This is a genomic window from Streptomyces vastus (assembly GCF_039532825.1).
Classification (GTDB): Bacteria; Actinomycetota; Actinomycetes; order Streptomycetales; family Streptomycetaceae; genus Streptomyces; species Streptomyces vastus.
This window is the reverse complement of sequence record NZ_BAAASJ010000125.1, coordinates 98,747-123,906: the sequence shown is the minus strand read 5'-3', so window position 1 is coordinate 123,906 and position 25,160 is coordinate 98,747. Positions and strand designations below refer to the sequence as shown.

The 25,160-nt window shown below is 70.4% G+C and carries 27 protein-coding genes; 10 read left to right on the top strand and 17 right to left on the bottom strand.

Annotated elements, in window-relative coordinates:
* Positions 1-101: 101 nt before the first annotated feature.
* Together ABD357_RS42925 and ABD357_RS42920 are read left to right on the top strand one after the other, a co-directional pair.
* Complete coding sequence (locus tag ABD357_RS42925; RefSeq protein WP_344397072.1) at positions 102-2,576, top strand: molybdopterin oxidoreductase family protein; 2,475 nt, start codon at positions 102-104, stop codon at positions 2,574-2,576.
* Positions 2,573-3,073, top strand: a complete 501-nt coding sequence (locus tag ABD357_RS42920; RefSeq protein ID WP_344397071.1) for a hypothetical protein — start codon at positions 2,573-2,575, stop codon at positions 3,071-3,073. Before ABD357_RS42925 ends, ABD357_RS42920 begins: the two co-directional genes overlap by 4 nt.
* A 64-nt stretch (positions 3,074-3,137) precedes the next feature.
* Here ABD357_RS42920 and ABD357_RS42915 read toward each other — a convergent pair whose 3' ends face one another.
* Positions 3,138-3,923 (bottom strand): alpha/beta fold hydrolase, encoded by a 786-nt coding sequence (locus ABD357_RS42915; RefSeq protein WP_344397070.1) that lies wholly within the window; start codon positions 3,921-3,923, stop codon positions 3,138-3,140.
* Positions 3,924-3,966: 43 nt separating this feature from the next.
* A complete protein-coding gene (locus ABD357_RS42910; RefSeq protein ID WP_344397068.1) occupies positions 3,967-5,373 on the bottom strand; it encodes a hypothetical protein in 1,407 nt (468 codons plus the stop codon).
* Between the two features lie 150 nt (positions 5,374-5,523).
* On the opposite strand from ABD357_RS42910, the gene ABD357_RS42905 reads away from it, so the two are divergent.
* Positions 5,524-5,976 (top strand): YbhB/YbcL family Raf kinase inhibitor-like protein, encoded by a 453-nt coding sequence (locus ABD357_RS42905; RefSeq protein WP_344397066.1) that lies wholly within the window; start codon positions 5,524-5,526, stop codon positions 5,974-5,976.
* A 51-nt stretch (positions 5,977-6,027) separates the two neighbouring features.
* Here ABD357_RS42905 and ABD357_RS42900 read toward each other — a convergent pair whose 3' ends face one another.
* The 3 genes from ABD357_RS42900 to ABD357_RS42890 all read right to left on the bottom strand — a co-directional run bounded on the left by ABD357_RS42900 (position 6,028) and on the right by ABD357_RS42890 (position 7,965).
* Positions 6,028-6,336, bottom strand: coding sequence for a DUF3040 domain-containing protein (locus ABD357_RS42900; protein WP_344397064.1), 309 nt, complete (start codon positions 6,334-6,336; stop codon positions 6,028-6,030).
* A gap of 61 nt (positions 6,337-6,397) precedes the next feature.
* A complete protein-coding gene (locus ABD357_RS42895; RefSeq protein WP_344397062.1) occupies positions 6,398-7,324 on the bottom strand; it encodes a polysaccharide pyruvyl transferase family protein in 927 nt (308 codons plus the stop codon).
* Complete coding sequence (locus ABD357_RS42890; RefSeq protein ID WP_344397060.1) at positions 7,321-7,965, bottom strand: phosphoribosyltransferase; 645 nt, start codon at positions 7,963-7,965, stop codon at positions 7,321-7,323. Before ABD357_RS42890 ends, ABD357_RS42895 begins: the two co-directional genes overlap by 4 nt.
* A 237-nt stretch (positions 7,966-8,202) precedes the next feature.
* On the opposite strand from ABD357_RS42890, the gene ABD357_RS42885 reads away from it, so the two are divergent.
* A complete protein-coding gene (locus ABD357_RS42885) occupies positions 8,203-8,589 on the top strand; it encodes an STAS domain-containing protein (RefSeq protein ID WP_344397058.1) in 387 nt (128 codons plus the stop codon).
* An 18-nt stretch (positions 8,590-8,607) separates the two neighbouring features.
* Here the strand turns inward: ABD357_RS42885 and ABD357_RS42880 are convergent, their stop codons facing one another.
* The 6 genes from ABD357_RS42880 to ABD357_RS42855 all read right to left on the bottom strand — a co-directional run bounded on the left by ABD357_RS42880 (position 8,608) and on the right by ABD357_RS42855 (position 12,662).
* A complete protein-coding gene (locus tag ABD357_RS42880; protein WP_344397056.1) occupies positions 8,608-9,036 on the bottom strand; it encodes a DUF2267 domain-containing protein in 429 nt (142 codons plus the stop codon).
* A gap of 110 nt (positions 9,037-9,146) precedes the next feature.
* Positions 9,147-9,656, bottom strand: a complete 510-nt coding sequence (locus ABD357_RS42875) for a mycothiol transferase (protein WP_344397054.1) — start codon at positions 9,654-9,656, stop codon at positions 9,147-9,149.
* 79 nt (positions 9,657-9,735) lie between these two features.
* Positions 9,736-10,143, bottom strand: a complete 408-nt coding sequence (locus ABD357_RS42870; protein WP_344397053.1) for a Zn-ribbon domain-containing OB-fold protein — start codon at positions 10,141-10,143, stop codon at positions 9,736-9,738.
* 134 nt (positions 10,144-10,277) lie between these two features.
* Entirely contained in the window at positions 10,278-10,994 is a 717-nt protein-coding gene (locus tag ABD357_RS42865; protein ID WP_344397626.1) for a TetR family transcriptional regulator, read from the bottom strand.
* A gap of 144 nt (positions 10,995-11,138) precedes the next feature.
* A complete protein-coding gene (locus ABD357_RS42860) occupies positions 11,139-11,522 on the bottom strand; it encodes a hypothetical protein (protein WP_344397624.1) in 384 nt (127 codons plus the stop codon).
* A 216-nt stretch (positions 11,523-11,738) separates the two neighbouring features.
* Positions 11,739-12,662, bottom strand: coding sequence for a MurR/RpiR family transcriptional regulator (locus tag ABD357_RS42855; protein WP_344397052.1), 924 nt, complete (start codon positions 12,660-12,662; stop codon positions 11,739-11,741).
* A 174-nt stretch (positions 12,663-12,836) separates the two neighbouring features.
* Between ABD357_RS42855 and ABD357_RS42850 the strand changes: the two genes are divergently transcribed.
* The 3 genes from ABD357_RS42850 to ABD357_RS42840 all read left to right on the top strand — a co-directional run bounded on the left by ABD357_RS42850 (position 12,837) and on the right by ABD357_RS42840 (position 15,110).
* Positions 12,837-13,517 carry a ribonuclease H family protein gene (locus ABD357_RS42850; protein ID WP_344397050.1) on the top strand — a complete coding sequence of 227 codons (681 nt, stop codon included), beginning with the start codon at positions 12,837-12,839 and terminating at the stop codon, positions 13,515-13,517.
* A 102-nt stretch (positions 13,518-13,619) separates the two neighbouring features.
* Positions 13,620-13,811 (top strand): antitoxin, encoded by a 192-nt coding sequence (locus ABD357_RS42845; RefSeq protein ID WP_344397048.1) that lies wholly within the window; start codon positions 13,620-13,622, stop codon positions 13,809-13,811.
* 297 nt (positions 13,812-14,108) lie between these two features.
* Positions 14,109-15,110, top strand: coding sequence for an endonuclease/exonuclease/phosphatase family protein (locus ABD357_RS42840; RefSeq protein WP_344397047.1), 1,002 nt, complete (start codon positions 14,109-14,111; stop codon positions 15,108-15,110).
* A 4-nt stretch (positions 15,111-15,114) separates the two neighbouring features.
* On the opposite strand, the gene ABD357_RS42835 is transcribed toward ABD357_RS42840, so the two are convergent.
* Together ABD357_RS42835 and ABD357_RS42830 are read right to left on the bottom strand one after the other, a co-directional pair.
* Entirely contained in the window at positions 15,115-15,996 is an 882-nt protein-coding gene (locus ABD357_RS42835) for a poly(ethylene terephthalate) hydrolase family protein (RefSeq protein ID WP_344397045.1), read from the bottom strand.
* A gap of 71 nt (positions 15,997-16,067) precedes the next feature.
* Positions 16,068-17,222 carry a PucR-like N-terminal domain-containing protein gene (locus ABD357_RS42830; RefSeq protein WP_344397043.1) on the bottom strand — a complete coding sequence of 385 codons (1,155 nt, stop codon included), beginning with the start codon at positions 17,220-17,222 and terminating at the stop codon, positions 16,068-16,070.
* Positions 17,223-17,502: 280 nt separating this feature from the next.
* Here ABD357_RS42830 and ABD357_RS42825 point away from each other — a divergent pair, with 280 nt between their 5' ends.
* Positions 17,503-18,678, top strand: coding sequence for a PucR-like N-terminal domain-containing protein (locus ABD357_RS42825; protein ID WP_344397042.1), 1,176 nt, complete (start codon positions 17,503-17,505; stop codon positions 18,676-18,678).
* Between the two features lie 12 nt (positions 18,679-18,690).
* On the opposite strand, the gene ABD357_RS42820 is transcribed toward ABD357_RS42825, so the two are convergent.
* The 3 genes from ABD357_RS42820 to ABD357_RS42810 all read right to left on the bottom strand — a co-directional run bounded on the left by ABD357_RS42820 (position 18,691) and on the right by ABD357_RS42810 (position 22,216).
* Positions 18,691-19,455, bottom strand: coding sequence for an ankyrin repeat domain-containing protein (locus ABD357_RS42820; RefSeq protein WP_344397041.1), 765 nt, complete (start codon positions 19,453-19,455; stop codon positions 18,691-18,693).
* Positions 19,456-19,586: 131 nt separating this feature from the next.
* A complete protein-coding gene (locus ABD357_RS42815; RefSeq protein ID WP_344397039.1) occupies positions 19,587-20,765 on the bottom strand; it encodes a damage-control phosphatase ARMT1 family protein in 1,179 nt (392 codons plus the stop codon).
* A gap of 35 nt (positions 20,766-20,800) precedes the next feature.
* Positions 20,801-22,216 (bottom strand): S1 family peptidase, encoded by a 1,416-nt coding sequence (locus tag ABD357_RS42810; protein ID WP_344397038.1) that lies wholly within the window; start codon positions 22,214-22,216, stop codon positions 20,801-20,803.
* Positions 22,217-22,483: 267 nt separating this feature from the next.
* Here ABD357_RS42810 and ABD357_RS42805 point away from each other — a divergent pair, with 267 nt between their 5' ends.
* The gene (locus ABD357_RS42805; protein WP_344397037.1) at positions 22,484-23,506 is read left to right on the top strand and encodes an alpha/beta fold hydrolase; all 1,023 of its coding nucleotides are present in this window, start codon (positions 22,484-22,486) and stop codon (positions 23,504-23,506) included.
* On the opposite strand, the gene ABD357_RS42800 is transcribed toward ABD357_RS42805, so the two are convergent.
* Positions 23,496-24,248, bottom strand: coding sequence for a YqjF family protein (locus tag ABD357_RS42800; RefSeq protein ID WP_344397036.1), 753 nt, complete (start codon positions 24,246-24,248; stop codon positions 23,496-23,498). The two genes, ABD357_RS42805 and ABD357_RS42800, sit on opposite strands and share 11 nt — an antisense overlap.
* Before the next feature lie 276 nt (positions 24,249-24,524).
* Here ABD357_RS42800 and ABD357_RS42795 point away from each other — a divergent pair, with 276 nt between their 5' ends.
* Positions 24,525-25,154 carry an NADPH-dependent F420 reductase gene (locus tag ABD357_RS42795; RefSeq protein WP_344397034.1) on the top strand — a complete coding sequence of 210 codons (630 nt, stop codon included), beginning with the start codon at positions 24,525-24,527 and terminating at the stop codon, positions 25,152-25,154.
* Positions 25,155-25,160: the final 6 nt, after the last annotated feature.

Here is a 25,160-nt window from a genome sequence, read left to right as displayed (position 1 = left end):
CCGGCGCCGGGGCGCGCCCGCGGTTTGCCCGGCGTACGAAGGGCACTCGTCGCCAGATGACCGGCACGGATTCCGGGCGGCAGGAGGGGAGAGGCGGGCGCATGCGACGAGTGGACCGGATCGCTGAGCCGTGGGGGACCCGTACGCCGTACGCGCGAGGCGAGAAGTGGCCGGTGCGAGTGGACACCTACCTGTCCGAGCACATGGGCACCACGCACCCCGACCGCTGGGTACGGTCGGCCTCGGTGCTGCACTCCAACGGAGACGCCCTGGACATCGCGGTCAAGGACGGGGAGATCGTCGGAGTGCGCGGCCGTGCCGAGGACCGGGTGAACCAGGGCCGTCTGGACCCCAAGGACTTGTACGGCTGGCAGGCGGGCGCCTCCCCGGACCGGCTGACGCGGCCGTTGGTGCGGCAGGACGGCCGCCTCGTGGAGACGGACTGGGACACCGCGATGGACAGCGTCGTCGCCCGTACGAAGCAGCTCCTGCGGGACCAGGGGCCGAGCGCGATCGGCTTCTACACCACCGGGCAGCTCTTCCTGGAGGAGTACTACACCCTGAGCCTGATCGCCCGCGGCGGGCTGGGCACCAACCACCTGGACGGCAACACCCGGCTGTGCACGGCGACCGCGGCCGAGGCACTGAAGCAGTCCTTCGCCTGTGACGGACAGCCCGGTTCGTACACCGACATCGACCGCGCCGACGTCATCGCCTTGTTCGGGCACAACGTGGCGGAGACGCAGCCCGTGCTGTGGATGCGCATCCTCGACCGGCTCGCGGGACCCGAACCGCCCTCGCTGATCTGCGTGGATCCCCGCCTGACTCCGGTGGCCCGTGCCGCGGCGGTGCACCTGGCCCCCACGCCGGGCACCAACGTGGCGCTGATGAACGGGCTGCTGCACGAGATCATCGGCAACGGCTGGACGGACGCGGAGTACATCACCCGGCACACGGTGGGCTTCGACGAACTGGAGCGCCGCGTGAAGGAGTACCCGCCCGAACGGGCCGCCGAGATCTGCGACGTACCCGCCGAAGAGATCCGGCGGGCAGCCCGGGCGCTGGGCACCTGTGAGCGGCTGGTGTCCACGGTGTTGCAGGGCTTCTACCAGTCCCACCAGGCCACGGCCGCCGCGGTGCAGGTGAACAACCTCCACCTCGTACGCGGCATGCTCGGACGCCCGGGCTGCGGGGTGCTGCAGATGAACGGCCAGCCCACGGCCCAGAACACCCGCGAGTGCGGTGCCGACGGCGATCTTCCGGGCTTCCGCAACTGGGCCGACGACGCACAGGTCGCCGACCTCGCCCGGGTCTGGAACGTCGACCCGTCGCGGATTCCGCACTACGGTCCGCCCACCCACGCCATGAAGATGTTCCGCTATGCGGAGCAGGGCACCCTGCGCATGCTGTGGGTCACGGGCACCAATCCCGCGGTGTCCCTGCCTGAACTGTCCCGCATCCGTTCCGTACTGTCCCAGGAGCGCCTCTTCCTCGTCGTCCAGGACCTGTTCCCCACGGAGACGACCGAGCTGGCCGACGTCGTATTGCCGGCGGCCGGATGGGCCGAGAAGACGGGCACCTTCACCAACGCCGACCGCACCGTCCACCTCTCCGAGAAGGCGGTCGACCCGCCCGGTGGTGCTCGCCCCGACCTGGACATCTTCCTGGACTACGCCCGCCGCATGGACCTGCGCGACAAGGACGGCGGCCCGCTGGTGAAGTGGCAGGATCCGGAGTCGGCGTTCGAGGCGTGGAAGGAGTGCTCCCGTGGCCGCCCGTGCGACTACACCGGTCTGAGCTACGACAGACTGCGCGGCGGCAGCGGCATCCAGTGGCCGTGCGACGCGGAACACCCGGACGGCACCGAACGCCTCTACTCCGGCGGCGCGTTCTGGAGCAACCCCGACTACTGCGAGAGCTACGGCCGTGACCTGGTCACCGGAGCACCCGTAGAGCCCACGGAGTACCGGGCGATGAACCCGTACGGCAAGGCGGTGATCAAGTCGGCCGGATATCTCCCTCCGCATGAACAGCCGAACGGTGATCACCCCTTCCTGCTCACCACCGGACGCACGCTCTACCACTTCCACACACGCACCAAGACGGCCCGCGCCCCCCAACTGCGGGCGGCGGCCCCCGAGATGTGGGTGGAGATCTCGACCGGTGACGCGAGCGAGCTGGGCGTCATGGAGGGAGACCTGGTCGAGGTCTCCACGCCACGCGGCTCGGTGCGCGCCAAGGCCCGGGTCAGCGGCACCCGGGACGGAGTGCTGTTCCTTCCGTTCCACTACGGCTACTGGGACATCGACGAGGGTCCGGATGCCGACGTGGGCCACGGCCGGGCCGCCAACGAGCTGACCCTCACCGACTGGGACGCCGCCTCCAAGCAGCCCCTGTACAAGACCGCCGCGGCCCGGCTGCGCCGCATCCGGGCGCAGGACGGCAGCCCCGCCCCGGCTCCGACGACGGCCGCCTCCGCGCCGATCGGTGCCGGCGTGCCCGAGACGCGGGGCGGCCCGGCCGCGGAGGCAGATGAGGACGTACGCGGTATGCCGCCGACGGAAGGTGACACATGAAGATCGGCCTGGTGCTGCGGGACCTGCATCGCGAGGAGCGTGAGCTGGCCCGGGAACTGCTGCACACCGCTGAACGGCACAAGACCTCGCACGACATCCACCACCTCGCACTCGACCTTGCGGACTGGTCCCACCGGCACATCCGCGAGCTGGCCGAACTCGCCGAGCGCTATGACGTCGCCCTCGACCCGGAACCGGACGACGAGCCGGGACCGGTCGGCCGGCTGCGCGAGAAGGGCAGCGAGATCATCGGCCGCCGCAGCGAGGCGGGACGCCGGGGCGACGCGGGACTGCTCCTGCTCCGTGATCTGAGAAGGATCTGCCAGCAGGCGTCGGCGGTCTCCGTCGACTGGGAACTCGTGGCCCAGGCCGCCCAGGCCACCGCGGACGACCAGCTGCTCGGCCTCGCGCAACGATGCCATCCCGACACCCTGCGCCAACTCCGCTGGGCGAACGCCGAGTTGAAGGAGACCTCGCCCCAGGTGCTGACGAGCTGAGCGTTCCGCTGGAAGCACACTGATGAACCCGCGGGCCGGTGAGGGCTGACCGCACCCCCCGGGCTCAGACCCGCCCCGCCGCCGCTGCCAGCTCCCGCATCGGTCCCGACCACGCGTCAGGAACCAGCCAGGGAAACGTGTGCGCCCCCGGCACCTCGATGTACCGGCCGTCCGGCACGAGGCCCGCGAGCTCCCGGCCCCAGCGGGCCGTACTGATCCGGTCCTCACGGCCACGGATCACGAGCAGCGGAACGCGCAGCCGGGCGACGGAGTCCTCCAGTCTGTCGGCCCGGTGCACCAGCGCGATGTGCACCATCCTGCGGATCCCGGCCCGTTTCCATTCCGGGCGATGGTTCTCGCTGAGCCCGGACGGTTCGTGGCGGGAGTCCAGCCGCCAGCGGAGCAGCAGTCGCGGCAGGCTTCTGGCCATGGGGTCGACGGTGGGACTGGCCAGCACGACGCCCACGACGTCCGGGTGGTCCACGGCGGCCCGGACAGCGACCTGAGTGCCGCTGGAGTGCCCGACGAGAATCACCTGCCCGAGGTCTTGTTCGCGCAGCCAGTCCGCGACACAGATCCCGAACTCCCGTACATCCATCTCATGCGGGGGATCCCCACTGCCGGCGAATCCCGGCAGCTCCACCAGATGGGCCCGGGTCCACTCACCGAGCGCCGCGAGCCCGGGGAGCAGATAGTCGGACACGCCCATGCCCTGGACGAGTACGACCTCGGGCACCGACGGCTGCCTGCGGCCGACCGTACGACTGCGCATCCGCCCGAAGTCCCCGTCGTGGTACGTGATGTCGGTGTGCTCCGGGAACGCCGGGGTGTGCTGCTCGCGTGTGCTCATGGCCGATCGTTCATCCTCTTCTTCCGCTGCCGGGTGGCCGCGGTCATGATCCGGTCGCCGGGTGCAGGCTCTCGACCCTTGGCGGCAACGGAACCGAGGTGGCCGGGAAGTGGGTGAGGAACTCGTCCAGTTCGTCGAGGCGCAGCGGAGGAGGCATCGGGTGCCGCTCGGGCAGAGCCGCGAGCGCGGGCCGGTGGCGCATCGTGGCGCCGAAGTCCCACGGGTAGGCACGCTCGTCCACGCCGAGGGTGCCGCCGCTCTCGACCGCGTACCGCTCGGCCAACTCGCGCCACTCGGCCGCCGGAATCTGGCCGACCGAGCGCAGACCGTTGGAGAAGAGATTGATCCCGATGTGCCGGTACGGCTCGACTCCGCCGAGATAGCGCTCCAGCAGTTCGAGGGAGGACCTGGCGGTGAACTGCAGCCAGAACGGCACCGCGCCCAGGCGCAGCGTCCAGTGCGGCTCCCACTGGTCGTACGTCTCGACCAGCAGCCGTTCGGCGGGCAGTCCGCGGCGGTGGTGCCACCAGCGGTACAGCTCAGCGACCGTCGGGCTCAAGTGCTCGGGTTCCTCAAGGGTGATGCGCCGCACCCGGTAGCCGCGCCGTGCCGCCACCTCGGTGATGTCCGCGGTGAGAGTGTCGTCGTATCCCCACTCGGCCTCGGGCCGCCGTTCGTCCGCCGGCGGCGGGTCCCAGCGGCGTACCGGCGACCCCTGCTGCGCGAGATGCTCGGCGACCCGCTCGCTTCCGGTGACGTACTCGTCGGGCGACATGCCGCCCAGCGCGCCGAACTGGAAGCTGTGGCGCTCCCCGAGGACGGTGACGGGCCAGGTCAGAGTGCAGTCCACGATGAAGATCGTCGCGCCTGGGGCCAGCCGCTCATCGAGGAACCGCTCCAGCACCGCCCCGAGCCGCAGCCGCTTGAAGCGGAAGTACAGGAAGCGCACGAGCATGGCCCGGTCCTGACTCGGGTCGTGCATATGGCACAGGGAGAGATCAGGGTTGGCCGCCACCATGCTGCGGCCCGGTTCCAGGCCCGCCATGAGTGAGTCCCGCGGGCGGTCGGGGTCCACCCGGGCCCGTACCGGAACCAGATAGGTCTGCGGCAGTACCGGCGCACCCATCGCGGCCGCGAGGTGTACGGCGGCGCCGCTGACGGAGCCGATGAAGACGGCAGGATACGGGCCGGGGCCGTACTCCCCGACGGTCCAGGAGGACAGGTCCTCACTCGTGAGCCCGCGCACCCGAGACGCGCGCGAACTCTGGAACCGTCCCGCCGTGACGAACAGCCGGCGTTGCGCCGCAGAGGGCAGCGCCGAGGCGAGCGCCGCGAGACGCGAGGAGGCGGGCCCCGCACCCAGCGCGCGGAAGTCGCGCCCGCGCATGAATCTGCTCACCGCACGAACGGCCGCGACCGACGAGTCGAAGTCACAGAGCGTACGGCTCACCCGCCGACGATTGCGCACAAGGGGCCTCCTCGGTTCGGAGGGGGTGGCATTCCGGGTTCCCCGTGCGGGGCGCCGCTAACGCCGCGGTCGGACCACACCGTTCCGGCCGCGCCAGGTGTGCCCGTGCTCCTTCGGGGTACTGCGGCGCGCATGGCCGGAATCGAACTCAAAAGCACCGCATTCAATGATCACGCCCTGATCCCGGACCGCTTCGCCAAGCAGGGCGACAACGTCTCCCCGCCTCTGACCTGGTCCGGAGTGCCCGACGAGGCAGTAGAGCTGGCTCTTGTGTGTGAAGATCCGGACGCGCCGTCGGGGACCTTCATCCACTGGCTGGTGACGGGCATCGATTCGCGCAGCCAGGGCCTGGACGCAGACGAGAAGCCACCGGGCGGACACCAGCACATCAACGGCTTCGGCGAACCGGGCTGGGGCGGCCCACAGCCCCCGGTCGGCGACAAGGCGCACCGCTACTTCTTCCGCCTGTACGCCCTCCCCGGCCCCGTCTCCATCCCGGACGAGGCCACCGCCGAGGACCTGCACAACGTCCTCGACCGTCAGCAACTGGCCAGCGGCACTCTGGTCGGGCTCTACCAGCGCTGACGCGCGAAACCCGGCTCATTGGTCAGCCTCGGCCCGTGGGCCGGCCCCGGCTCATGGCTCCGTCCACCGGCACAACAGCCGGAAGACCCCGAACAGCGTCAGCGGCCACAGCGCGGCGAAGGCCCAGATCACGAACGGCTCGGAGGTACGGATACCCACCACCATCAGCACCACCGACAGCGACAACAGGAGCGCGACGGTCGGAACACGAGGCCGGTAGCCGGCGACCCGTGCGGGGTTCAGCCGTCGCTTGATCCGTAGGGTGCGCAGCCTGCGACGCAGCCGTCGGTCGCGTCGCAGGTCCGCTTCCATGTCGTCCAGGATGCGCTGTTCGCGATCGGGGAGTCGGCCTGTCGCCATGTTTCGTTCCTTCTACGACGGGCGGTGTTCGGTCACCACGGGTGCCCCGCACTCCGGCGAACTAACCGGACGACGGCCCCGACCGGAGGGGGCGGGCCGACAGCGCCTCGACGAGCCCGTGCACGCCGTCCCGGGCAGGCTCGTGCAGGAACTCGTCCCTGCTCTGCCGAGCCGCGGCACGCCCCGATGTGAGGCACCAGTCCCACCAGCGGTCCAGCTGGCGGGCGTCCAGCCGCTCGGCCGGAACGAGGGCCGGCCAGTCGCAGGCGCGCGCCTGAGCGGTCAGCTTCGCGCCACCGGCGACCGGATCGATCGCCAGCGCCGGGATTCCGGTTCGCAGCGCGAGCACCAGTCCGTGCAGTCGGTCGGTGACGACACAGTCCAGGCGGGCGAGCACGGACTGGAACTGCTCGGGAGTCGAGTCCAGCCGCCAGTCCCGCGTATCGAGACGCGTCTCCAGCTCGACCGGCGCACAGTCCTTGCCCGCGAGCCACCGCGTCACCGCCTCGGCGACATCGCCGTGCCGCCGACGAGGCCCGTACTCCTGCTGGCCGTGTGTGAGGATCACCCCGACGACGGGCGTGGGCCGTCCGATCGGGGCGCTCGCCGACAGGTCCAGCGCCGGATCCGTACCGGGAGCGTCCCGTGGCAGCACGAGGTGGAACCCGGTGACGGCGGGATCCTCGGGATCGACCACGGAGACACCGACCGCGATACGCCAGCAGGCCCTGAACTCCTCGTGCAGCCGGGCGACTTGGGGTCCGTGCAGCGGCCCGCAGACGAACACCAGGTGGGAGTACGCATCCGGCCGTACGTCCGCCAGGTGCAGGGCCTCGGGGAGGAAACCGGGGCTCCACGCCGTGTCGTACGACAGGCCCTCGCGGGCCAGCGCCTGCTCCACCCGCCGCAGCGCGAGTACGTCACCGGCCGTTGCCTCCCCTTCCAGGAAGCTGAACCACCCGGTGAGCAGGATCTTCTGTCCGGTCACGACAACCCGTGCAGGACGTCGAGCACCTCGTCGTCCGTGACCTGGTCGAACTCCTCGTACCAGAGCCCGACCGCCATGAACGCCACCGGCTCGTGCAGACAGACCACCTCGTCCGCCGCCTCCCGCATCAGCAGCGCCGCCTCCGGCGAGCACACCGGGACGGCGAGCGTGACGCGGCCGGGATCGTGGCGCCGTACGGAACGCAGGGCGGCGAGTGCGGTGACTCCGGTGGCCACGCCGTCGTCCACCACGACAGCGGTGTGGCCTGTCAGCTCGGGGATCGCTCTGCCCTTGCGGTAGAGCTGTTCACGCCGGTGCAACTCGTCCCGCTCCTGCTCCACGATGGGCTCCAGGGCCGCCTTGCTCAGCCCGAGCCGGTCCAGCGCCCGCTCGTCGAAGAACGGCTCGTCCTCTCCGGCGATCGCGCCGACGCCGAGCTCCGGCTGGAACGGCGCTCCGATCTTGCGGGCGACCAGCACATCCAGCGGGGCGTCGAGCGCCCGCGCCACTTCGGCGGCCACCACGACGCCACCGCGCGGCAGAGCGAGCACGACCGGATCGGGCAGGGCGCCTTCCTCCCGGCGCACGAGCAGTCGTTCGGCCAGGGCCGCACCGGCCTGCTGTCGGTCACGGAATCGCATGAACTCCACTCCTTCCGCCTCCGAGTGCGTTCTCGCTGGTGGGTGAGGGGGTCGGGCGAACGGCGAGTACCCCCGCGATCGTGGGCCATGCGAAAGGAGAGGCTCAGGCTCTGCGGGTCGTGTACGACTCGATTGGTGTGGCCCACAAGGGGTAGCCGCCTCCCAAGGGAGAGCCGTCCCACTCACCCCCGACGCCATGACGACGCACATGCGCACACCCCGAAGGGGGTGGGGACGATGGTGCAGCAACCGACGTACGGCCTCCGGGAACGGAGGCTGAGCGACAGCACGGTCATCGAACTCTCCGGAGAGCTCGACCTCCTGGCCACGACCGAGCTGGTGACCTCCCTCGACGCCGTGTGCGCCACCCAGCCCCGTCAGCTGGTGCTCGATCTGCGCAAGGTCACGTTCCTGGACTGCAGCGGCCTGTCCATGCTGTGCCGGATCCGCAACCGGCTGCGGGGCCAGCGGAGCCGGCTGCTCCTCGTCCTCGACGACCCACGCCACAGACGCCTCCTGCGGCTGACCCGGCTCTCGGACGCGTTCGACATCGCCACGGACGTGAACTCCGCCGTTGAACCTCCACGGGGACGGGCCGACTCGAGCGAGGGCGACATCGCCTGAGGGGCGGTGCCTGGTTCGCTATGTCTCTGTGATGTCGGCCCGGGCGACCGGCAGCAGCGTACGGATGTCCGTGGGCAGGACGCGCGCCAGTTTCTCCATCTCCTCGGGTGCGACCGCCGCGTCCAGGACTTCGAAGACCGCGACCGCCTCCCGCAGAGCGGCATCTTCGGGCACCCCGGCGCGCCAGGCGACCCGCCCCGCGAACGCGGTCAGGTCGAAGCGCTCACCGGAGCCGCGCCGCTCATCACTCCCGGCGGGCGAGGACACCCTCTCGCGTACCGACTCAGCCAGCTGCGCGGGGAGTTGGGCGGCCAGATGATCGGCAAGCCCGTCGGGTATGCGTTCCGCCAGCGTCGACAGCACCGCCCGCGTGGCCCGCTCGGCGGAACTCCGGTCGGGCAGCTCTGCCCGCTCCCGCACCTTTGCGATCAGCTCGTCGTGCCGCATGGTTCCCGACTCCTCCGCGTGCGTGGGCCCCTGTTCCTCCGACATGGCCGACGGACCCGTATCTCACGCGAGTGTCCCTGGAACAGCCGAATACACGGCATGCACGGCCCTCATCGCGCTCGCAGGATCCCCCGCACGAACGCCGCCTGCCCGACGTGCTGCAAGTCGTCGGAGAGGACGCTGACCAGACGGACGCCCAGGGTGACGGGCGGCGACCAGCTCTCGTCGACGACGCGGTCGAGCTCGTCGTCGTCCAGTTCGCGCAGGAAATCCAGCGTCTGCTCATGGACCGCGTCGTGGTAGCCGAGGAGCAGCTCACCCGAGTCCACCCGGACCTTCGCGACCTTCGATGCGGTGTGACCGTAACCCGTGTCCCGGCGGGGGAGGTTCAGGCCGAAGCGGTCCGCCCAGTCCTGCGCGAGCCAGAGCTGCTTGAGGCCGGAGGCATCGGCGATGTGGTCGTCCTGGACGCGGGTGAGATGCCAGACGAGCCAGGTGATCGAGTTGGCCTCGCCGTCGAGGCGGGCGTTCAGTTCGTCCGCGGAGAGTCCCTCGACGACGGCGTGGACCTCCTCCTGGATGCGACCGTACGCGTCGACGAGAACGTCCTTGGCATGCATGGGTTCCTCCACGCTCCGCGCGGGCAGCTGACCCTGCCAGTGTTCCCGCACGAGCCCGCCCGCGCGCGTCAGGAGCCGGTCAGAACCAGCCGGAGTACGGCTCTTCGCACAGCTTGAACACGGGCTCCCGGCGCACCGTGTCCGCGGCCGTGGTGAGCTGCACGCGGTCGCCGACCCGGATCGCGATGAGCGGGCCCTGCACGCGTCCCCGCACGGTGAAACCCTCCGCCAGCTCGATGAGGGACACATTGCGGGCGGCCGGGGTGTTGCGATGGACGATGGTGGCGTGGCGTACGACGCCCAGGCCCGCGCTGCGTTCCGTCCGCAGGTCGCTGCCCGCGCAGACCGGGCAGAGCAGCCGGTGGAACATGGCGGTCCCGCACCAGCGGCAGCGCTGGTAGTGGAGCCCTTCTTCGGCCGGTTTCGAGGTCGTCGCCGTCTCCGCGTCGAGTACGCCCGCCGTGGTCCGGCTTCCCGGGTGGAACACGATGTCATCTCCCTGCACTGGGCCGGAATCTGATGTGCTGGCGCGCGCAACTGCTGTGCGCCGCATCGAATCCAGCGTATGGCACGGAGTGCCACACGTAAAGGCACTCAGTTCCCTCGGTTTGCTCTGTTCCGTCAGTCGGGTCGGCGTTCCAGCGTCGCCTCGAGTTCCTGGACCACCCGCCACATCGGCGCCCCGCGCCGGGATACGAGCACGACGACATCCTCCGCGGCGGCCTCGCCGGGACCGGCGCCACGGGTATCAGGGGTGTCAGAGGTGTCAGAGGTGTCAGAGGTGCCAGGAGTGAAGGTCCGCTGCACATGGGCAAGCGCGTGGTCGACCTCCGCGCTCGCGTCGCTCTCGCCGTCCGAACGCAGCCACGACCGCAGCCCGTTGTTGTGCGCGGCGACGACGGCCGCGGCGATCACATCGGCCCGCAGAGTCCCGTCGGGCCGCCCCGCGAAGCGCCGGCGCAGATATTCGGCGAGGGCCCGCTCGTACCGCCAGACCACCGAGAGTTCGTACGTGCGCAGCCCCGGGACCTTCTTGGTGAGGCGGTAACGCTGGACCGAGAACGTCGGGTTCTCCGCGTACATGCGCAGCACCAGGCGGGCCGCGTCGCAGACCCGCGCCACCGGGTCGTGCTCGTCGCCGCCGCGGCCCAGGAACCCGGTCATATCGGCCAGGCAGCGCTCGTGGTCCGGGAAGACCACGTCCTCCTTCGACGGGAAGTACCGGAAGAAGGACCGCCGTCCGACCCCGGCGAGCGCCACGATGTCATCGACGGTGGTCTGTTCGTACCCCCGCTCCAGGAACAACTGGAACGCCGCCGCCACGAGCGCGTCCCGCATCGGCGGCTTCGGAACGGTCATGTGCGGAAACCTAGCATCGGCCAGGGGAAATGGCACTCAGTGCGCTCACGAAAGGGAACTCAGTGCCATGTGTCGCGCGATACGCGCCCCGGACGCCGGGGCGGCGAGCGGTGTCTGGCCGGCTCAGCGTCCGGTGCGTCCGCTGTTGCTGTCCACCAGGGCCTGGGTGACGACGCGTACGCCGCGGGCGATGTGGTTCAGCTGCGTGAGTTCCGCAGCGTACAGCTTGATGGTGTGCTCGATGACGGACTCCGGCATCCCCATGGAGGGCAGCTCGGCGCGGGCGCTGTGCAGCGCGGTGCGGATGACCCGGATCTCCTGCTGGAGCTGGATCTGCGCATGGCGGGCGAGCAGAACGGGCTCGCGGATCAGCAGCGGGTAGCTGCCGTAGCGGGAGGGCACCAGTTCGCGCAGCCACTTGGCCGCCGACCGCTCCCAGTCCCGGTTGCCGGGCGTCTTTACCTGGCGGGGCCAGTCCGTGCTGATCGGTGAGTACGTCAGGGACATCGTCATCGCATTTCCGAGGCGGCGGGCGGTTCGGGGGACTCCCGATCAGCGAGCAGTATTCATATATACCGTCGGGTAAGCAAGCGCATGAAAAAATTCATGTGAGTGCCTCGTTGAATACGGCCGAATCATGCCTTGCGGGCGGTGACCGCCGCGTTCCGGTGGACTTCGGACCTTTACGGTGCAGTCCGTACTCAACCTTCCTCGGTCCGTTGCTCAGTCCTTGAGGAAGAAAGCGTGCTGTTCCGCGCCCTGCTCGTATTCGTCGAGTCGGGCCTGTGTGCGTTCGGGGTCCGCGTCGGTCATCGCCTGGAGCAGGGCCGCTGACATCACGACCGGCGCGGCGTACGAGTCGAAGACGAGGCGCGCGCCGGTACCGGAGGCGAAGGCCACGTCCGCCTCGTCGGCGAGCGGGCCGAGCGCCAGGTCGGTGATCAGTGCGACGCGCAGGCCCGCGCGTTTGGCGACCCGCAGGGCCGTGAGCGTCTCGTGTGCATGCCGTGGCATGGAGAAGGCCAGCACCCAGGTCCCGCCCGCCTCCCGCGACTGCAGCAGTGCGTCGTACGCGACACTGCCGCCCCGTGTCACAAGCCGGACGTCCGGGTGGATACGGCGCGCGGCGTACGCGAAGTACTCGGCCAGCGAGCCCGAGATCCGCAAGCCCAGGACCGTCAGCGGCGTCGACTGCGACAGTGCCCGGCCGATCTCGATCACCCGCTCTGGATCGGCGAAGTCGCGCCGCAGGTTCTCCAGGTTGTCGATCTCGGAGTCGACGGCCGCCTGGAGTTCGTTCGGGCGGGCCTCCTCGGCGGCGTCCGGCGCGGACGCGAGCGTACTGAGCGCGATCGACTGAAGCCGCTCCCGCAGCGCGGGATAGCCGCTGAAGCCCACCGCCGTCGCGAAGCGCGTCACCGAGGGCTGGCTCACGCCCGCCCGGTCGGCGAGATCCGTGATCGACAGGAAGGCGGCCTCGGTGATGTGCTCGATCAGATACTGAGCGATACGCCGCTGGCCGGGGGAGAGCCGCGGCCCGTCGAAGAGCGCCCGCAAACGCGAGGAGGGGGCGGCCTCCGCCTCGGGTACCGCCTTGCCCGAGCTGATCGCGGACGCCTGCGCGCGAGCCCGCTGCGGCGATGGCACCGGTGCGCCTCCTTGGTCTCCCACAGTGGTTCAACATACAGCGAGGCATGAGGGACGGACGGTGATCCGCTTGACATAGGCGGCTGCGCCGCGGGGCGCGACCAGCGACAACGAGCCCGCAGCTTCGAAACAAGCCGCAGCTTGGAGCCGCACAACCCAGCGGAGCGCTCTGGCATGATCGTACGCATGGCTGAACGCGTTATCGCCGCGTGTGACGGGGCGTCGAAGGGAAACCCAGGGCCGGCCGGCTGGGCCTGGGTGATCGCCGACGCGACGGGGACCCCCGTCGCGTGGGAGGCCGGACCGCTGGGGACGGCGACCAACAACGTCGCCGAACTCACCGCGCTGGAGCGGCTGTTGGCGGCCGTCGAGCCGGGCGTGCCGCTGGAGATCCGGATGGACTCGCAGTACGCGATGAAGGCCGTCACGAGCTGGCTGCCCGGCTGGAAGCGCAACGGCTGGAAGACGGCAGCGGGCAAGCCGGTGGCCAACCAGGACCTCGTCGTACGCATCGACGAGCTGCTGGAGGGCCGCGAGGTGGACTTCCGCTACGTACCCGCGCACCAGGTCGGCGGGGACCCGCTCAACGACTTCGCCGACCGGGCCGCGAGCCAGGCCGCGTTCGTCCAGGAACCGGCGGGCAGTGAACAGGGATCGCCGGAGCCGCCCCCGTCGTCCGGCGGCAAGAAGGCGGCGTCTCCCAAGAAGCGGACCTCCGCCGCCGCCTCCTCGTCCCGCACACTCAAGGCCAAGTTCCCGGGCCGCTGCCGCTGCGGTCGCGCCTACGCGGCGGGCGCGACCATCGCCAAGAACCCCGACGGCTGGGGCCACCCGGAGTGCCGGACAGAGGCATAGTCCTCCGTCCGCCCCGCTCCCACCCCACGTCCCTGGGATGCGAAACCCCCCACCTGCCGTGAACCTGGATAGGTGGGGGTGAGCTGATCAGGAGGATGTCTCATGTCCATGATGGACAAGATCAAGAGCATGCTGAAGGGCCACCCGGAGCAGACGTCCAAGGGCGTGGACAAGGGCGGCGACGCTGTGGACGAGAGGACCCAGGGTAAGTACAGCGGCCAGGTCGACACCGCCCAGGACAAGCTCAAGGACCAGTTCGGCGGCGACCGCCAGGACCGCCCGCCGCAGCAGTGACCCAGGCCCCTCGTGGCCCCGGGGTGTTACCTCCGGGGCGACGGGGGCCCGCTCAGGTCCGCGGAGGCGACGAGTACGACGAGTACTGAAGCTGGTTGCCGCCGAAAGGCCGTCCCTTCACCTGACCCCACCACCTCCACGCCCCCCACGGTCGGGCCCGGGTCAACTATGCCCGCGGTAACGGCGAGTTTCGGCCTCCGTGTGGATCACCTGACCAGAACTCCTGTTGTTCCAGTGAAGGATGGCGCTGTGCCATGGTGATGGGGCAGCGGAAGCAGGATGGGGGGCACTGCGTTCATGGCAGCGTCATCGAAGCCGGCCTCGCCTTCGTCCCGCCAGCGGGTCGTCATGGCGGCGGCTTCCCTCGTGCTGCTGCTCATCGGCCTGTCTCCCAGCGCGGCGCCCCTGCGGGCGAACCCGGATCCCGTACCGCAGGGTCCGGCGCCCATACAGGCGGGCCCGGCCGCGACGACGTACCGGATCGGCACCTTCAACATGGCGGGCGGCAACCCGAAGTACGGGGCGGCGGGCGAGGAGGCCGCCGACGACTTCGTACGCACCGTCAAAGAACGCCGGCCGGCCTTCGTGACCATCCAGGAGGGATGCCGCGACTGGACGGAGCGGCTCGACAGCCAACTCCCCGGCTATTCGACGGTGTTCGACCCGGTGGTGCCGGAGGCCGGCACCCCCGCGCGGTGCTGGCACGACTCCGAATTCGGCAACGCCCTCCTTTACCGCGACGACCTCGGCTTCACCCCTCCGGCCGGCGGTGGGCACGACCTCGGTTCACCGGCCGGCCGTGAGCAGCGCGAAATGCTCTGCATACGCTCGCAAGAACGGCGCCTGGCGGTGTGCTCGATCCATATGTCGAGCGGTTCCGCTCCCGTGCTTCAGGAAGCCCGCCAGAAGGAGGCCGCCGAGGCGAAGCGGCTCCTGGCCACCACCTACCGCGGCTACCGGAAGTTCCTCCTGGGCGACATCAACACGACCGCCGAGGAGGCGCCCACCGACAGCTTCTATCACCGCGGGTACGGGGACGGGGCGACGGGGGAGTTCAAGGAGGCGGGCAGTCCGTGCGGCAACTACATGAACAACTGGACGGTGCCCTGCCGGGCCGGTGAGGCGACCTACGGCCTGAGAAAGATCGACTACCTCTTCGTCCCCCCGTCCGTCACCGTCAAGTGGAGCCAGACCGAGCACAGCGACTACTCCGACCACGACTCCCTCTGGGCGGAGATCGTGCTCCCGGACCGGTCCGGAGACCAGGATCGGTTCGGAGACCAGAGCCGGTCCGGGTGACCCCTCAACCCGTGGGACAGGTGTTCCGATACTCGCTGATCTGCTGGTTCGGTGCCGGAGCCGGGCACAGGAACTGCTCGTAGCGCACGTCCTCGTCGACGAACCGCTTCAGCCAGGCGATGCTGTACTTCGCGATCGTCACATTCGGGGAGACCGCCACCAGGTGGCCCTCGCCCCTCAGTTCCAGGTACGCCTTCTCCGGTGCGGAGGTGAGGCTGTCGTAGAACGGCTTCGCGTGCGAAGCCGGTGACGCGATGGCGTCGTTCTGGGCGCCCATGATCATCGTGGGTACCCGGTCGCCCTGCCAGGTCTTGTCGTTGTTCCACGGCATGAGCGGAATGGCGGCCTTGAGTGAAGGCCGCAGCTCCGAGGCCTTGAGCGAGCCGCCCCCGCCCATCGAATGGCCCATCACGGCAAGGCGGTTGGGGTCGATACGGTTCTTCACGGAGCTGCTCTGGACGAGGAAGTCGAGCGCGTTGACCAACTGGGTCGCCCGGTCGTCGGGCTGGTCGGTGCCGGAGTTGGTTTCCAGGGTCAGTACGACGAACCCCTGGGACGCCAGGCGTGGGCCGTACCAGCTGACGACGGCCTCCGGCGACAAGAACCCCGGGCTGATCGCCACGGCTCCGAAGGTGCCCTGGCTGGTGTCGGTGGGGTAGTAGGCGGTCCCCTTGTTGAAGGTCGGGCCGTCGACCGTGGTCTGGGCCGTGGCGAAGGGGCCGCGTTCGGCGGTGATGGACTGCTCGGTGGGCGCGGGACCCCGTTGGAAGTCGCCGGGTCCTGCCTGCGCCTGCTGAGGGAGGAGGCTCGCACCGGTCACCGCCAGGGCGGCGGCGCCGGAGAGCAGTCCGAGTCGTTTCGCGGTGCGGGTGCTCGCATGTCTCATGCGGACTGAGCATGCTGACAGAAGTTCAGTACCGCTTCTTGTTCAACTGCTGAATTCTGAACGGAAGTTTGTCAGAGCAACGAGGAACGTGGCGCTGACCTGCTGCGCAGCGCGAGCTGCGCGTCGAAGCGGAACGCCGGGTCGTCGAGCCGGTCGCCGTACAGCGCGGTCAGCTGACGCAGCCGGTTGCGGGCCGTCTGCGGATGGATGCCCAGCGCGGCGGCGACTTCCGGGGCGGTACGCCCGGTGGAGGTGAGCAGCGCGTCGAGCGTGTCCGTGAGGCGTTGCACCTTGCCGGGCGGGAGGCCTCGCAAGGGCTCAAGTACCTGGTCGGCCAGGAGACTTCCGATCGGGGAGCCGTGCAGCAGATGCAGCTCCGCGAGATGGTCCTGGGCGCTCGTCCGTCCCAGGCGCCGGGCAAGGCGGGCGCAGTGCAGCGAGACCCAGGCCTCGTCCAGGGGGACGGCCGGGCCCACCGCCGCTTCAGTGCCCTGGAAGACCGTCAGCAGCCGCTCGTCGGGCACCACCAGGTGCAGCTCGTCGTCCCTGGTCACCCTGAGGACATCGGCGTCGAGGCCGGGCACCTTGACGGAGGCGGGCAGCAGCACACAGCGGACCCGCTCCGGCAGCGGCCAGGCGGCCCTGCGGGCCAGATCCGGCAGCGGTTCCGCGAGGGGATCGCGGCGGCGCTGCAGCAGCCGTGCCACGAGCAGCCGACGGCTGCGCAGGACGTCGTCGGCGGCACCGGCCCGCGCCTCCTCGAAGCCCGCCACCGCCTCCCCGGCCATCGCGTGGATGTGCGTGAGCACGGCCTCGCTGAGCGGAACGGCGATCTCGCCCGGCAGCGCCGCGTCCCGCGCCACGTCCACATAACGGCGGCACGCCACCCGGGCGCCGATACGGTACGCGGCCTGCAGACCGTCCATGCCCCGCCCGCTCAGGTACTCCAGCCTGCCCAGCCTTCTGAAGCGCGGCACATAGTGCTGCTGCGGCGCGTCCGGCTCCTCGACCAGCTCGGTGAACTGGGTGGCCGCCAGACGCACCGCATCGGCGAGATCACGCGCGACGGCGGAACCGATCGGCTGCCGGTAGCCCCGTACCTCCCGGCGGATGGCCTGCACCATCTCCGTGGTGAGCTCCGGAAGCCGGGTGCGCAGACGCGGGGCGAGGGCCGGCGGCAGCTCGTGCCACGGGCGCCTGGATAAGAACGGCTCGGCAGCTTCCACGTCGCAACTCCCTTGTTTGGCGGCCTTGGTGAAGTCCGCGCCCCGTAAGGGGCGCGGGGCTGTGACATAGGCGGCTCCGCCGCGGGGCGCGACCAGCCACGATGAACCCGCAGCTTCGAACCGCATTTGCAGCGGAGCGCCTAGCACGAGAGGGTGAGTCGTCGTGGTCTGGAGTGTAAGGCGGATGACACCTTCGCCGTGCGCTCGCGCGCGAAATCTGGCGTACGTCACAGGAGTCCCGCATGATTGTCCAGCCCCACGGGACTCCACGGGAGGCACCTTGACCCTCGCGAACGCACAGGACGCCGATCCACTCCCAGGCGGGCTGCGCCGGATACTGCTGCGGCAGATCCCGGCCGTCGTCGACGAGATGGAGGAGGCCGTACGCTCCGGGCTGCCGGACTACTCGGACATCGCGGACGACACGGCCGGCTTTTCGGTACGCCAGGTCATCGACCAGACGGTGAGCTGTTTCGTCTCACTTCACGACGTGACCCGGCCCAGCCCCGCCGTCGTCGCCGAGCTCATCGCCCTGTACGAGGCCATCGGCGCCCAGCACGGCCGCCTCGGCCGCCCCCTCGACGTACTGAGAGACGCGCTCGACCTCGGAGGGCGGGTGGCGTGCCGCCGGCTCATCGAGGACGCGTACCGCGAGAAGTGGCCGGAGCCTGTGCTGACGAAGCTCACCGAGGACGCCTTCGAGCTGATGAGCATGGCCATCGCGGCGGCCTCACGCGGCTACGACGACGTGTGCGGCCGGGCCCCGGTCGACGTACAGCGGGACCTGCTGCGCGACGCGCTGGTCGCCGAGGCCGGGCAGGCTCCGCGGCCGCTCGCCGAGCTGGCCGCGGCCGCCGGGTGGCAGCTGCCGCGCACCCTCGCCGTGCTCGCCCTGCCACCGGGGGACCACCCGCAGACCCACGTCCTGCCGCCCGAGGTCCTCGCCGACCGCAACCCCGCCGCGCCATACCTCATCGTGCCCAACCCCCGTATCTCCGGGCGCGGTTGGCTGCCGAAGGCCAAGGGCGCGGTGCTCGGGCCCGTCGTCCCCGTCGACCAGGGTGCGGTGTCGTTGCACTGGGCGCGGCGCGCACTGGACCTGGTCGACCGCGGGGTGCTGGCCGCGGAGGCGCCGCTGCGCTGCGTCGACCACCTGGCCGTCCTGACCGCCTTCCAGTCCGGCGACCTCCTCGAAGCCGCCGCGACCACCCTGCTCGGTCCGCTCCTCGAACTCCCGCCCCGCCGCCGGGAACCCCTCCTCGAAACCCTGCTGGTCTACCTCCGCTGCGGAGACAACGCCGTCCTCACCGCCGAACGCCTCCACGTCCACGAGCAGACGGTCCGCTACCGCCTCCGCCAGATCTCCCAGCTGACGGACGGCACCTGCCCCGATCCCGAACGCCACCTGGAGACCATGCTCGTACTGACGTGGCTGCTGTCGCCGGAGGCCCGCTGACCGCGCCGGGGCTCACGGCAGTTGGGCGCGCGATTTCGCCCCCTGCTCGCGCAGCCAGTGGACGACGGCATCGGCGTCCGCGGCACGGGCGATGTCGAGCGGCGTCCGGTCGTCGTAGCCGATCCAGTCGCGTTCGGCGCCGTGCTCCAACAGGTACTCGGCGGTGGCCAGTTGGCCACCGTGGCAGGCGCCCCAGAAGGCACGGGTGAGGGCGTCGTGGTCGACCGGGTCGTGATCCGCCGGCTTGTCGTCGGCCGGCCCGGGGCCTTCGATGAAGATCTTCACCCGGTCCAGCAGGCCGAGCGTCGCGGCGTCCTCAATCGTCGTACGCGCCCCGAGTTCGACGAGTCGGTGCGCGGCCCGCCACTGGCCGAAACCGCGTGCGTCGGCGAGGGGAGTGCCGCCGCCGATCACGGCACCAGGGGCCTCGATGTCGGCGCCCGCCTGGACGAGCGCGTCGAGCATGGGGACGTCGTTGCTGCTCGCCGCCCAGTGCAGCGGGGTCTCCGAGTGGGCCCCCTCGAAACGGGCGTTGGGATCCGCACCCGCCGCCACCAGCGTGGCGACCACCGCGGGACCGTGGGGAAAATGACCGGGCCAGTCCGCGGCGATGTGCAGCAGCGTCCGGCTCCCCGCACCACTGCCGCGCTCGACGATCCGCGCGGTGGCCAGGCCGGGATGCTCGGCAAGGCACTGCCGCAGCGCCGCCACGTCACCTCCGCGGATCGCCTCGGTCACCGCGACGGATAGGGGATCCTGCGAGTCGAACGTCTCCATGACACGCCTCCAGCCCATCGCCACCTGTCACGCACGCCCCTGAGCCTGCCAGAAATCGAACGCCCGCGAGCCCGACTCGTGGGCGACTCCGACGCGCGCCGCCGGGTTGCGGGCTGCCGTGCGGTCAACGGTCAGGCGCTGACCTGGATCAGAGCGTGCGTTCCGCTCGTGCGCCAGGCTTCCCCGGTCGCGTCCAGTTGCTCGAGGGTGCGGGGCGGCAGGCCCGTGGCGACGTCCGACTTGAGGGTGCGCAGTGCCGCCACCGGGGCCGGGAAGTACGCGGTGACCTCGGCGAAGGGGATCGTGGCGGGCCAGTGGCGGTCGCCCACGAGGCGACGGTAGTTGAGGTCGCCCTTCATGATCGTGAGCGTGGCGGACGCGAAGTCGTCGCGGAGGTCGGCCGGCATGTGCGCGTAGGGGAGTGGTGCGCAGGAGAACGGGTGGGTACGCAGGATCAGGCGGCCGCTCGTGATGGCCTGCCGCAGCCGCTTGCCGATGTCCGCAGCGTGACCGGACGCGGTGGTCAGCCGGTCCAGGCAGGCGAGGGCGTCGGCGGTGGTGGCGTCGGAGACGTAGTACGGGTACGGCTTGAGATGCAGGACGACCGAGTTCGCGCGGCGCGTGGTCAGCAGGTGGTCGGCGAGTACGAGGTCGGGGAGCAGCTCGGGTCCGGCGTTGTCGGCCACCAGGCAGACCTTGCCGGGCTGAGCGGCGGCCAGGGTCCCCCACAGCGCGGCCGAGTCGTCCACCACCAGTCCGGGTACGCGATCGCCCAACCCCTTGGCGCCCGCGGACAGTTGGAAGCCGAGGTCCGCACGGTTGCCCCAGAGGGAGGAGTGCAGGGGCGTGCGGTCCTGTTCTTCCGCGGGGAGCTGGGGGAGGCGGTCGAGTGCGGCGAGTTCGTCGTCGACCTTGGAACTCGCGAGTTCGGCGTTCTTGAACGGGGCGAAGGGGTCCACACCCTGCCACGGGCCGGGCGTGAAGTAGCGCAGGGCGGCGAGGAGTTTGCGGTAGAAGAAGCTCTCCGCCCACAGGAAGGGGACGTCCGGCCAGCGTTGCCCGTAGTGGGGTTCGTCCCGCCACTGATCGGCACCCGGTTCGTCGTCGTCCAGCGGCTCGATCACTCCCTCGGTGATCTCCTCCAGGAGGACGTTCAGCGCACGCTGCTGCTCGGGCGGGTACGGCGTGGCCTGCCGTACCCGCTCGATGAGGGCCGGGTGCCGCTCGTCCAGCACACTCCGCGCGAAGGAGCCGGCGGTGCTGACAATGACAGGAGCGCGGTCGTCGGGCGCTGGGCGGGGAAGCGTCATTCCCTCAGTAAACCGCTCACGGTACGGCGCTCACGTCAGCCCCAGCTCTGCGAGTACTCGTTGCGGTACTGCCTGCGCCCCCGCTCCATGCGGATCTGGATCGCCACCAGCGCGATCAGGCTTCCGGCGATGACCAGCAGCCCCGGCCCGAGATTCCGGTACTCCGCGAGTCGCGCGAACGGTGACGAGGCCTCGTCCGACCCGCCCTCGGGCACGGTCTCCACCTCTCCCACGCCGCCGGGCGCCGTCGAGGCTCCGCCGGGCGGCACGCCCGCGCCCGCCCCGTTGTCGGCGTCGTCGCCCGCGCCCGCGTTGTCGTCCCGGGCCGACGGTGAGGCTTGCCCGCCGCCCGCCGCATCGGGATCGGCGGCCAGCTGCACGCCGAGCGAGTCCAGCGCCTTGGTGACCGGCTGGAAGAACGTCGTACCGCCGCTGTCGCAGTCCCCGTTGCCTCCCGAGGTGATGCCCAGCGCCGTGCCGTCGGCGAACATCGGGCCGCCGCTGTCGCCCGGTTCGGCACACACCGTGGTCTCGATCAGCCCGGTGACCGTGCCCTGCGGGTAGTTCACGGTCGCGTCGAGACCGGTCACCTCGCCGGACTGGAGCCCCGTGGTGCTCCCGCTGCGGAAGACCTTCTGCCCGACGGCGGGATCGGCCGCACCGGTGATCCGCACGCCTTCGCCGTTGCCGACGGCCACCACGTCCGGTCCCTCGAGCACGGTGCCCGTGTCGTACCGAATGAGCGAGTAGTCACTGCCGGGGAACTCCCCGTCCACGGTGGTCCCGACCTGCTGGGTGCCCTGTGTGTCCGAGAACCAGGTCGTGCCCTCAGGCCCGCAATGGCCCGCCGTCAGAATGAAGTTGGCCCGGCCGTTGGTCACGTTGAAGCCCGCCGAGCAGCGGCCCGCGCCCGCGAAGAGCGGCTCGGCGCCGTTCAGCCGTGGCGTGAACTCGCCCTCGATGCGTTCCATCCGTACGGACTTCCCGATGCTCTCGGCGACCTTGGTCAGCCGCGACCACTCGTCGGCGGAGACGGTGCTGTCCGCGCGGACGACCACCTGGTTGTTGGCGTAGTCCATCGACCACGAGGTGCCGGACACCCGGGGCGAGTCCTTCAACGTGGCGGTGGCCGACCGCAGTTCGCGCATGTTGTGGTTCACCATCTTGGCCTGGGCGCCCGCCTTGCGTACGTCCGCCGCCGCCTCCTCGTCGGTCACCGCGACCACCGGGCGCCCGTCGGCATCGAGCCAAGTGCCCGCCGTGCGCTCGGTGCCCAGCTCGGAGACGAGGCCCCGGCCCGTGTCGGCGGACCGGGTCACGGCGCCCGGCTGGTCCGACTCGGCCGACGTCTCGCTCGCCATGGCCTGCGAGACCATCAGCCCTCCGCAGACCAGCCCGCCGATGGCGGCGAACCGCGCGAACCGCTGAACGTTCCGTCGTGCATGCCTCATCCATGGCTCCCGTACGCCTGTCCTGACACAGCGTCATCCGCGCGGGCGCCCACGCAGGGTGGACGCCCTCCTTCAGTACGTGCCGGCATACCGTCCGGTTCACCGAACCCGCCCACTCTTCGGAGTCGGCCGGATCCCGACGGTCGGGCGCGATCCAAAGGGGCGGTGGACAGGGACCTTGTTGCCGGAACAGCAAATTCGGTCGCGATGTCGCAGCCGTACCTCCGACGATCGAGATCAGTGGACCTCCGACCCCGAGAAGGACGTATGTCGCACGTAGCGGACCCGTACACACCGGCGGACGCCCAGCATCGGCAGGTGGACGTCCCAGGTGGCCGTATCCATCTGGTCGAGCAGGGGAGGGGCCCATTGGTCCTCCTGGTGCACGGCTTCCCCGAATCCTGGTACTCCTGGCGCCACCAACTCCCCGCGCTCGCGGCGGCGGGCTACCGTGCCGTCGCCGTCGACGTACGCGGGTACGGGCGTTCCTCCAAGCCGCACGATGTGGCGGCGTACCGGATGACGGCACACGTCGAGGACAACGCCGCGGTCGTCCGCGCCCTCGGCGAGGAGGCCGCCGTGATCGTGGGCCACGACTGGGGCGCGACCATCGCGGCCCATTCCGCCCTGCTCCGGCCGGACGTCTTCACCGCCGTGGGACTGCTCGGCGTCCCGTACGCACCACGGAACGCGATCCGCCCGACCGACGCCTTCGCCATGATCGGCGGGGACGAGGAGTTCTACGTCGGCTACTTCCAGGAGCCGGGCCGGGCGGAGGCGGAGATCGAGCCGGACGTACGGGGCTGGCTGGCGGGCTTCTACGCCACGCTGTCGGCCGACACGATGCCCACGTCAGGAGACGGCAGCGTCTTCTTCGTCCCCGAAGGCGGGCGGCTCGCCGACCGATTCGTGAAGGACCGGCCCTCCTGGCTCACCGACGCAGAACTCGACCACTACGCGGGCGAGTTCGAGCGCACGGGACTCACCGGAGCACTCAACCGCTACCGCAACGTCGACCGGGACTGGGAGGACCTCGCCGAGTGGGACGGAGCCCCCATCACCCAGCCGTCCCTCTTCCTCGCCGGCGAAAAGGACGCCTCCCTCGCCTGGCTGGCCGACGCAGTCAAGGCCTTCCCGACGACCCTCCCCGGCCTGGTCTCGTCCCACATCCTCGAGAACTGCGGCCACTGGGTGCAGCAGGAACGTCCCGAGGAGGTCAATCGACTCCTGCTCGCCTGGCTTCAATCCCCCGACCTGGTCGCGGCACTCGCGGAACGGCTCAGGGAGTAGGGATGCCCGCCGGGCGGGACGGGCGACCGAGCAGAACAGGGACGCCGGGGGAGTACAGGACGCTGACCGGGGCGTCGCCCGGGGCGGGCAGGCCGGCCGCGGTGATGAGGTTCTCCTCGCAGGTCAGCAGCTCGGCGCGGTGCAGGGGCCAGCGCGGGTGGTGGTTCGGGAGATACGACGCCGAGCCGAAGAAGGCGTTGTGCATGCCCCAGCGGGCGGTGAGGAAATGCTCCAACTCGGTTGGTTCCTCGATGCGTTCACCCGTCCGTACGGTGATGCGGCTGTACGCGCCGCGCGGGCCGGGCCAGCGCCGGGAACTGGTGTAGGTCACGGTGTCGCCGGCGGAGCGGACGGCCATCCGGGACCACAGGTACGGCAGCCGGAAGCCGACGCGTCCCATCACCACCGGGATCAGCCGCGAGGCGTCCATCGAACGGAAGACGACGCCGCGGCGCCCGTGCGCGTCCACCGAGTACAGGCGCACATTCGTCTCCGGGAAGGTCCCCAGATACGGCACCCCGGGCAGACGCAGCCATCCGACCCGGTGCATCCGGAAGGCGACGAGCCCGGCGTACGTCACTCCGTCATGCGTGTCGGGAACGGTTCCCCTCGGCAACAGCCCCGCCACGACGGCTGGTTCGACGGCCCAGTGGATGAAGGCGAGGTCGAGCCACTGCTGGGTGAGGAGGGGAGTGCGTATCGGAGTGGGGGAGTCGGGGGTGACAGGGCTCGGCTTCTGCACCGGGCCAGGATGGCAGAGGGGTTGGTGGCGGCGGCCACTCACACATGCGGTGACCAATGCGTCACTTTGGGCGACGCGAGCTGGCGTGTGGGCCTTTCTCGTGCGCGTACGCCGGTGCGGCAACGCCGTCCAGGGCGCCGGCGCGACGGCACGGTGGCATGGGCCTCGTACGAGGGCCCGGTCGAGGGTCGTTTCGTCGGCGCTTATCCGGAAACTCCGTCTGCAGATCGCGGGAGATTCCAGCGCCCGCCCGCAGACACCGGCAGGGGAAACACCATGCGCATCGGGATCATCGGAGCCGGTCACGTCGGCTCCACACTCGCCACCGGACTGGCCGGGATCGGCCACGAAGTGGCCATCGCCAACTCGCGCGGCCCCGAGACCCTCAAGGACCTGGTCTCGCAGATCAGCGGCCCGATCAGGGCCGTGACGGCTCAGGAGGCCGCCCGGTTCGGGCAACTCGTCGTCATCGCGATCCCCTACGGGCGGATCAACGAGCTGCCGATCGCCGACCTGCGCGACAAGGTCGTCGTCGACGCCTGCAACCACGTCCCTCAGCGGGACGGCCACGACCCCGATCTGGACGAGGACAGGACCACCTCCAGCGAGAAGCTACGGGCTCTCACCGGCGCCGACCTCGTCAAGGCCTTCAACGCCATCCACTGGCAGAACCTGCGCGACCGCGGGCGCCCCAAGGGTGACCCCGCCCGGCTGGCCATCCCCTTGTCCGGCGACGACGAGGAGGCCAAGGCGGTGGTGGCGGGCCTGATACGCGACCTCGGCTTCGACCCGGTCGACGCCGGCTACCTCGGGCGCGGCGGTCGCAGGCACCAGCCTGGTAGCGCCGCCTTCGCGGCCGAACTGTCGGCCGCGGAACTGGACGCGTTGGTGCACGCCGCCGTCTGACGGGGG

Coding starts and splice junctions, on each gene's coding strand:
- ABD357_RS42925 (WP_344397072.1), top strand. CDS start 102: ATGCGACGAGTGGACCGGATCGCTGAGCCGTGGGGGACCCGTACGCCG.
- ABD357_RS42920 (WP_344397071.1), top strand. CDS start 2,573: ATGAAGATCGGCCTGGTGCTGCGGGACCTGCATCGCGAGGAGCGTGAG.
- ABD357_RS42915 (WP_344397070.1), bottom strand. CDS start 3,923: ATGAGCACACGCGAGCAGCACACCCCGGCGTTCCCGGAGCACACCGAC.
- ABD357_RS42905 (WP_344397066.1), top strand. CDS start 5,524: ATGGCCGGAATCGAACTCAAAAGCACCGCATTCAATGATCACGCCCTG.
- ABD357_RS42900 (WP_344397064.1), bottom strand. CDS start 6,336: ATGGCGACAGGCCGACTCCCCGATCGCGAACAGCGCATCCTGGACGAC.
- ABD357_RS42890 (WP_344397060.1), bottom strand. CDS start 7,965: ATGCGATTCCGTGACCGACAGCAGGCCGGTGCGGCCCTGGCCGAACGA.
- ABD357_RS42885 (WP_344397058.1), top strand. CDS start 8,203: ATGGTGCAGCAACCGACGTACGGCCTCCGGGAACGGAGGCTGAGCGAC.
- ABD357_RS42880 (WP_344397056.1), bottom strand. CDS start 9,036: ATGCGGCACGACGAGCTGATCGCAAAGGTGCGGGAGCGGGCAGAGCTG.
- ABD357_RS42875 (WP_344397054.1), bottom strand. CDS start 9,656: ATGCATGCCAAGGACGTTCTCGTCGACGCGTACGGTCGCATCCAGGAG.
- ABD357_RS42865 (WP_344397626.1), bottom strand. CDS start 10,994: ATGCGGGACGCGCTCGTGGCGGCGGCGTTCCAGTTGTTCCTGGAGCGG.
- ABD357_RS42860 (WP_344397624.1), bottom strand. CDS start 11,522: ATGTCCCTGACGTACTCACCGATCAGCACGGACTGGCCCCGCCAGGTA.
- ABD357_RS42850 (WP_344397050.1), top strand. CDS start 12,837: ATGATCGTACGCATGGCTGAACGCGTTATCGCCGCGTGTGACGGGGCG.
- ABD357_RS42845 (WP_344397048.1), top strand. CDS start 13,620: ATGTCCATGATGGACAAGATCAAGAGCATGCTGAAGGGCCACCCGGAG.
- ABD357_RS42840 (WP_344397047.1), top strand. CDS start 14,109: ATGGCAGCGTCATCGAAGCCGGCCTCGCCTTCGTCCCGCCAGCGGGTC.
- ABD357_RS42835 (WP_344397045.1), bottom strand. CDS start 15,996: ATGAGACATGCGAGCACCCGCACCGCGAAACGACTCGGACTGCTCTCC.
- ABD357_RS42820 (WP_344397041.1), bottom strand. CDS start 19,455: ATGGAGACGTTCGACTCGCAGGATCCCCTATCCGTCGCGGTGACCGAG.
- ABD357_RS42815 (WP_344397039.1), bottom strand. CDS start 20,765: ATGACGCTTCCCCGCCCAGCGCCCGACGACCGCGCTCCTGTCATTGTC.
- ABD357_RS42810 (WP_344397038.1), bottom strand. CDS start 22,216: ATGAGGCATGCACGACGGAACGTTCAGCGGTTCGCGCGGTTCGCCGCC.
- ABD357_RS42805 (WP_344397037.1), top strand. CDS start 22,484: ATGTCGCACGTAGCGGACCCGTACACACCGGCGGACGCCCAGCATCGG.
- ABD357_RS42795 (WP_344397034.1), top strand. CDS start 24,525: ATGCGCATCGGGATCATCGGAGCCGGTCACGTCGGCTCCACACTCGCC.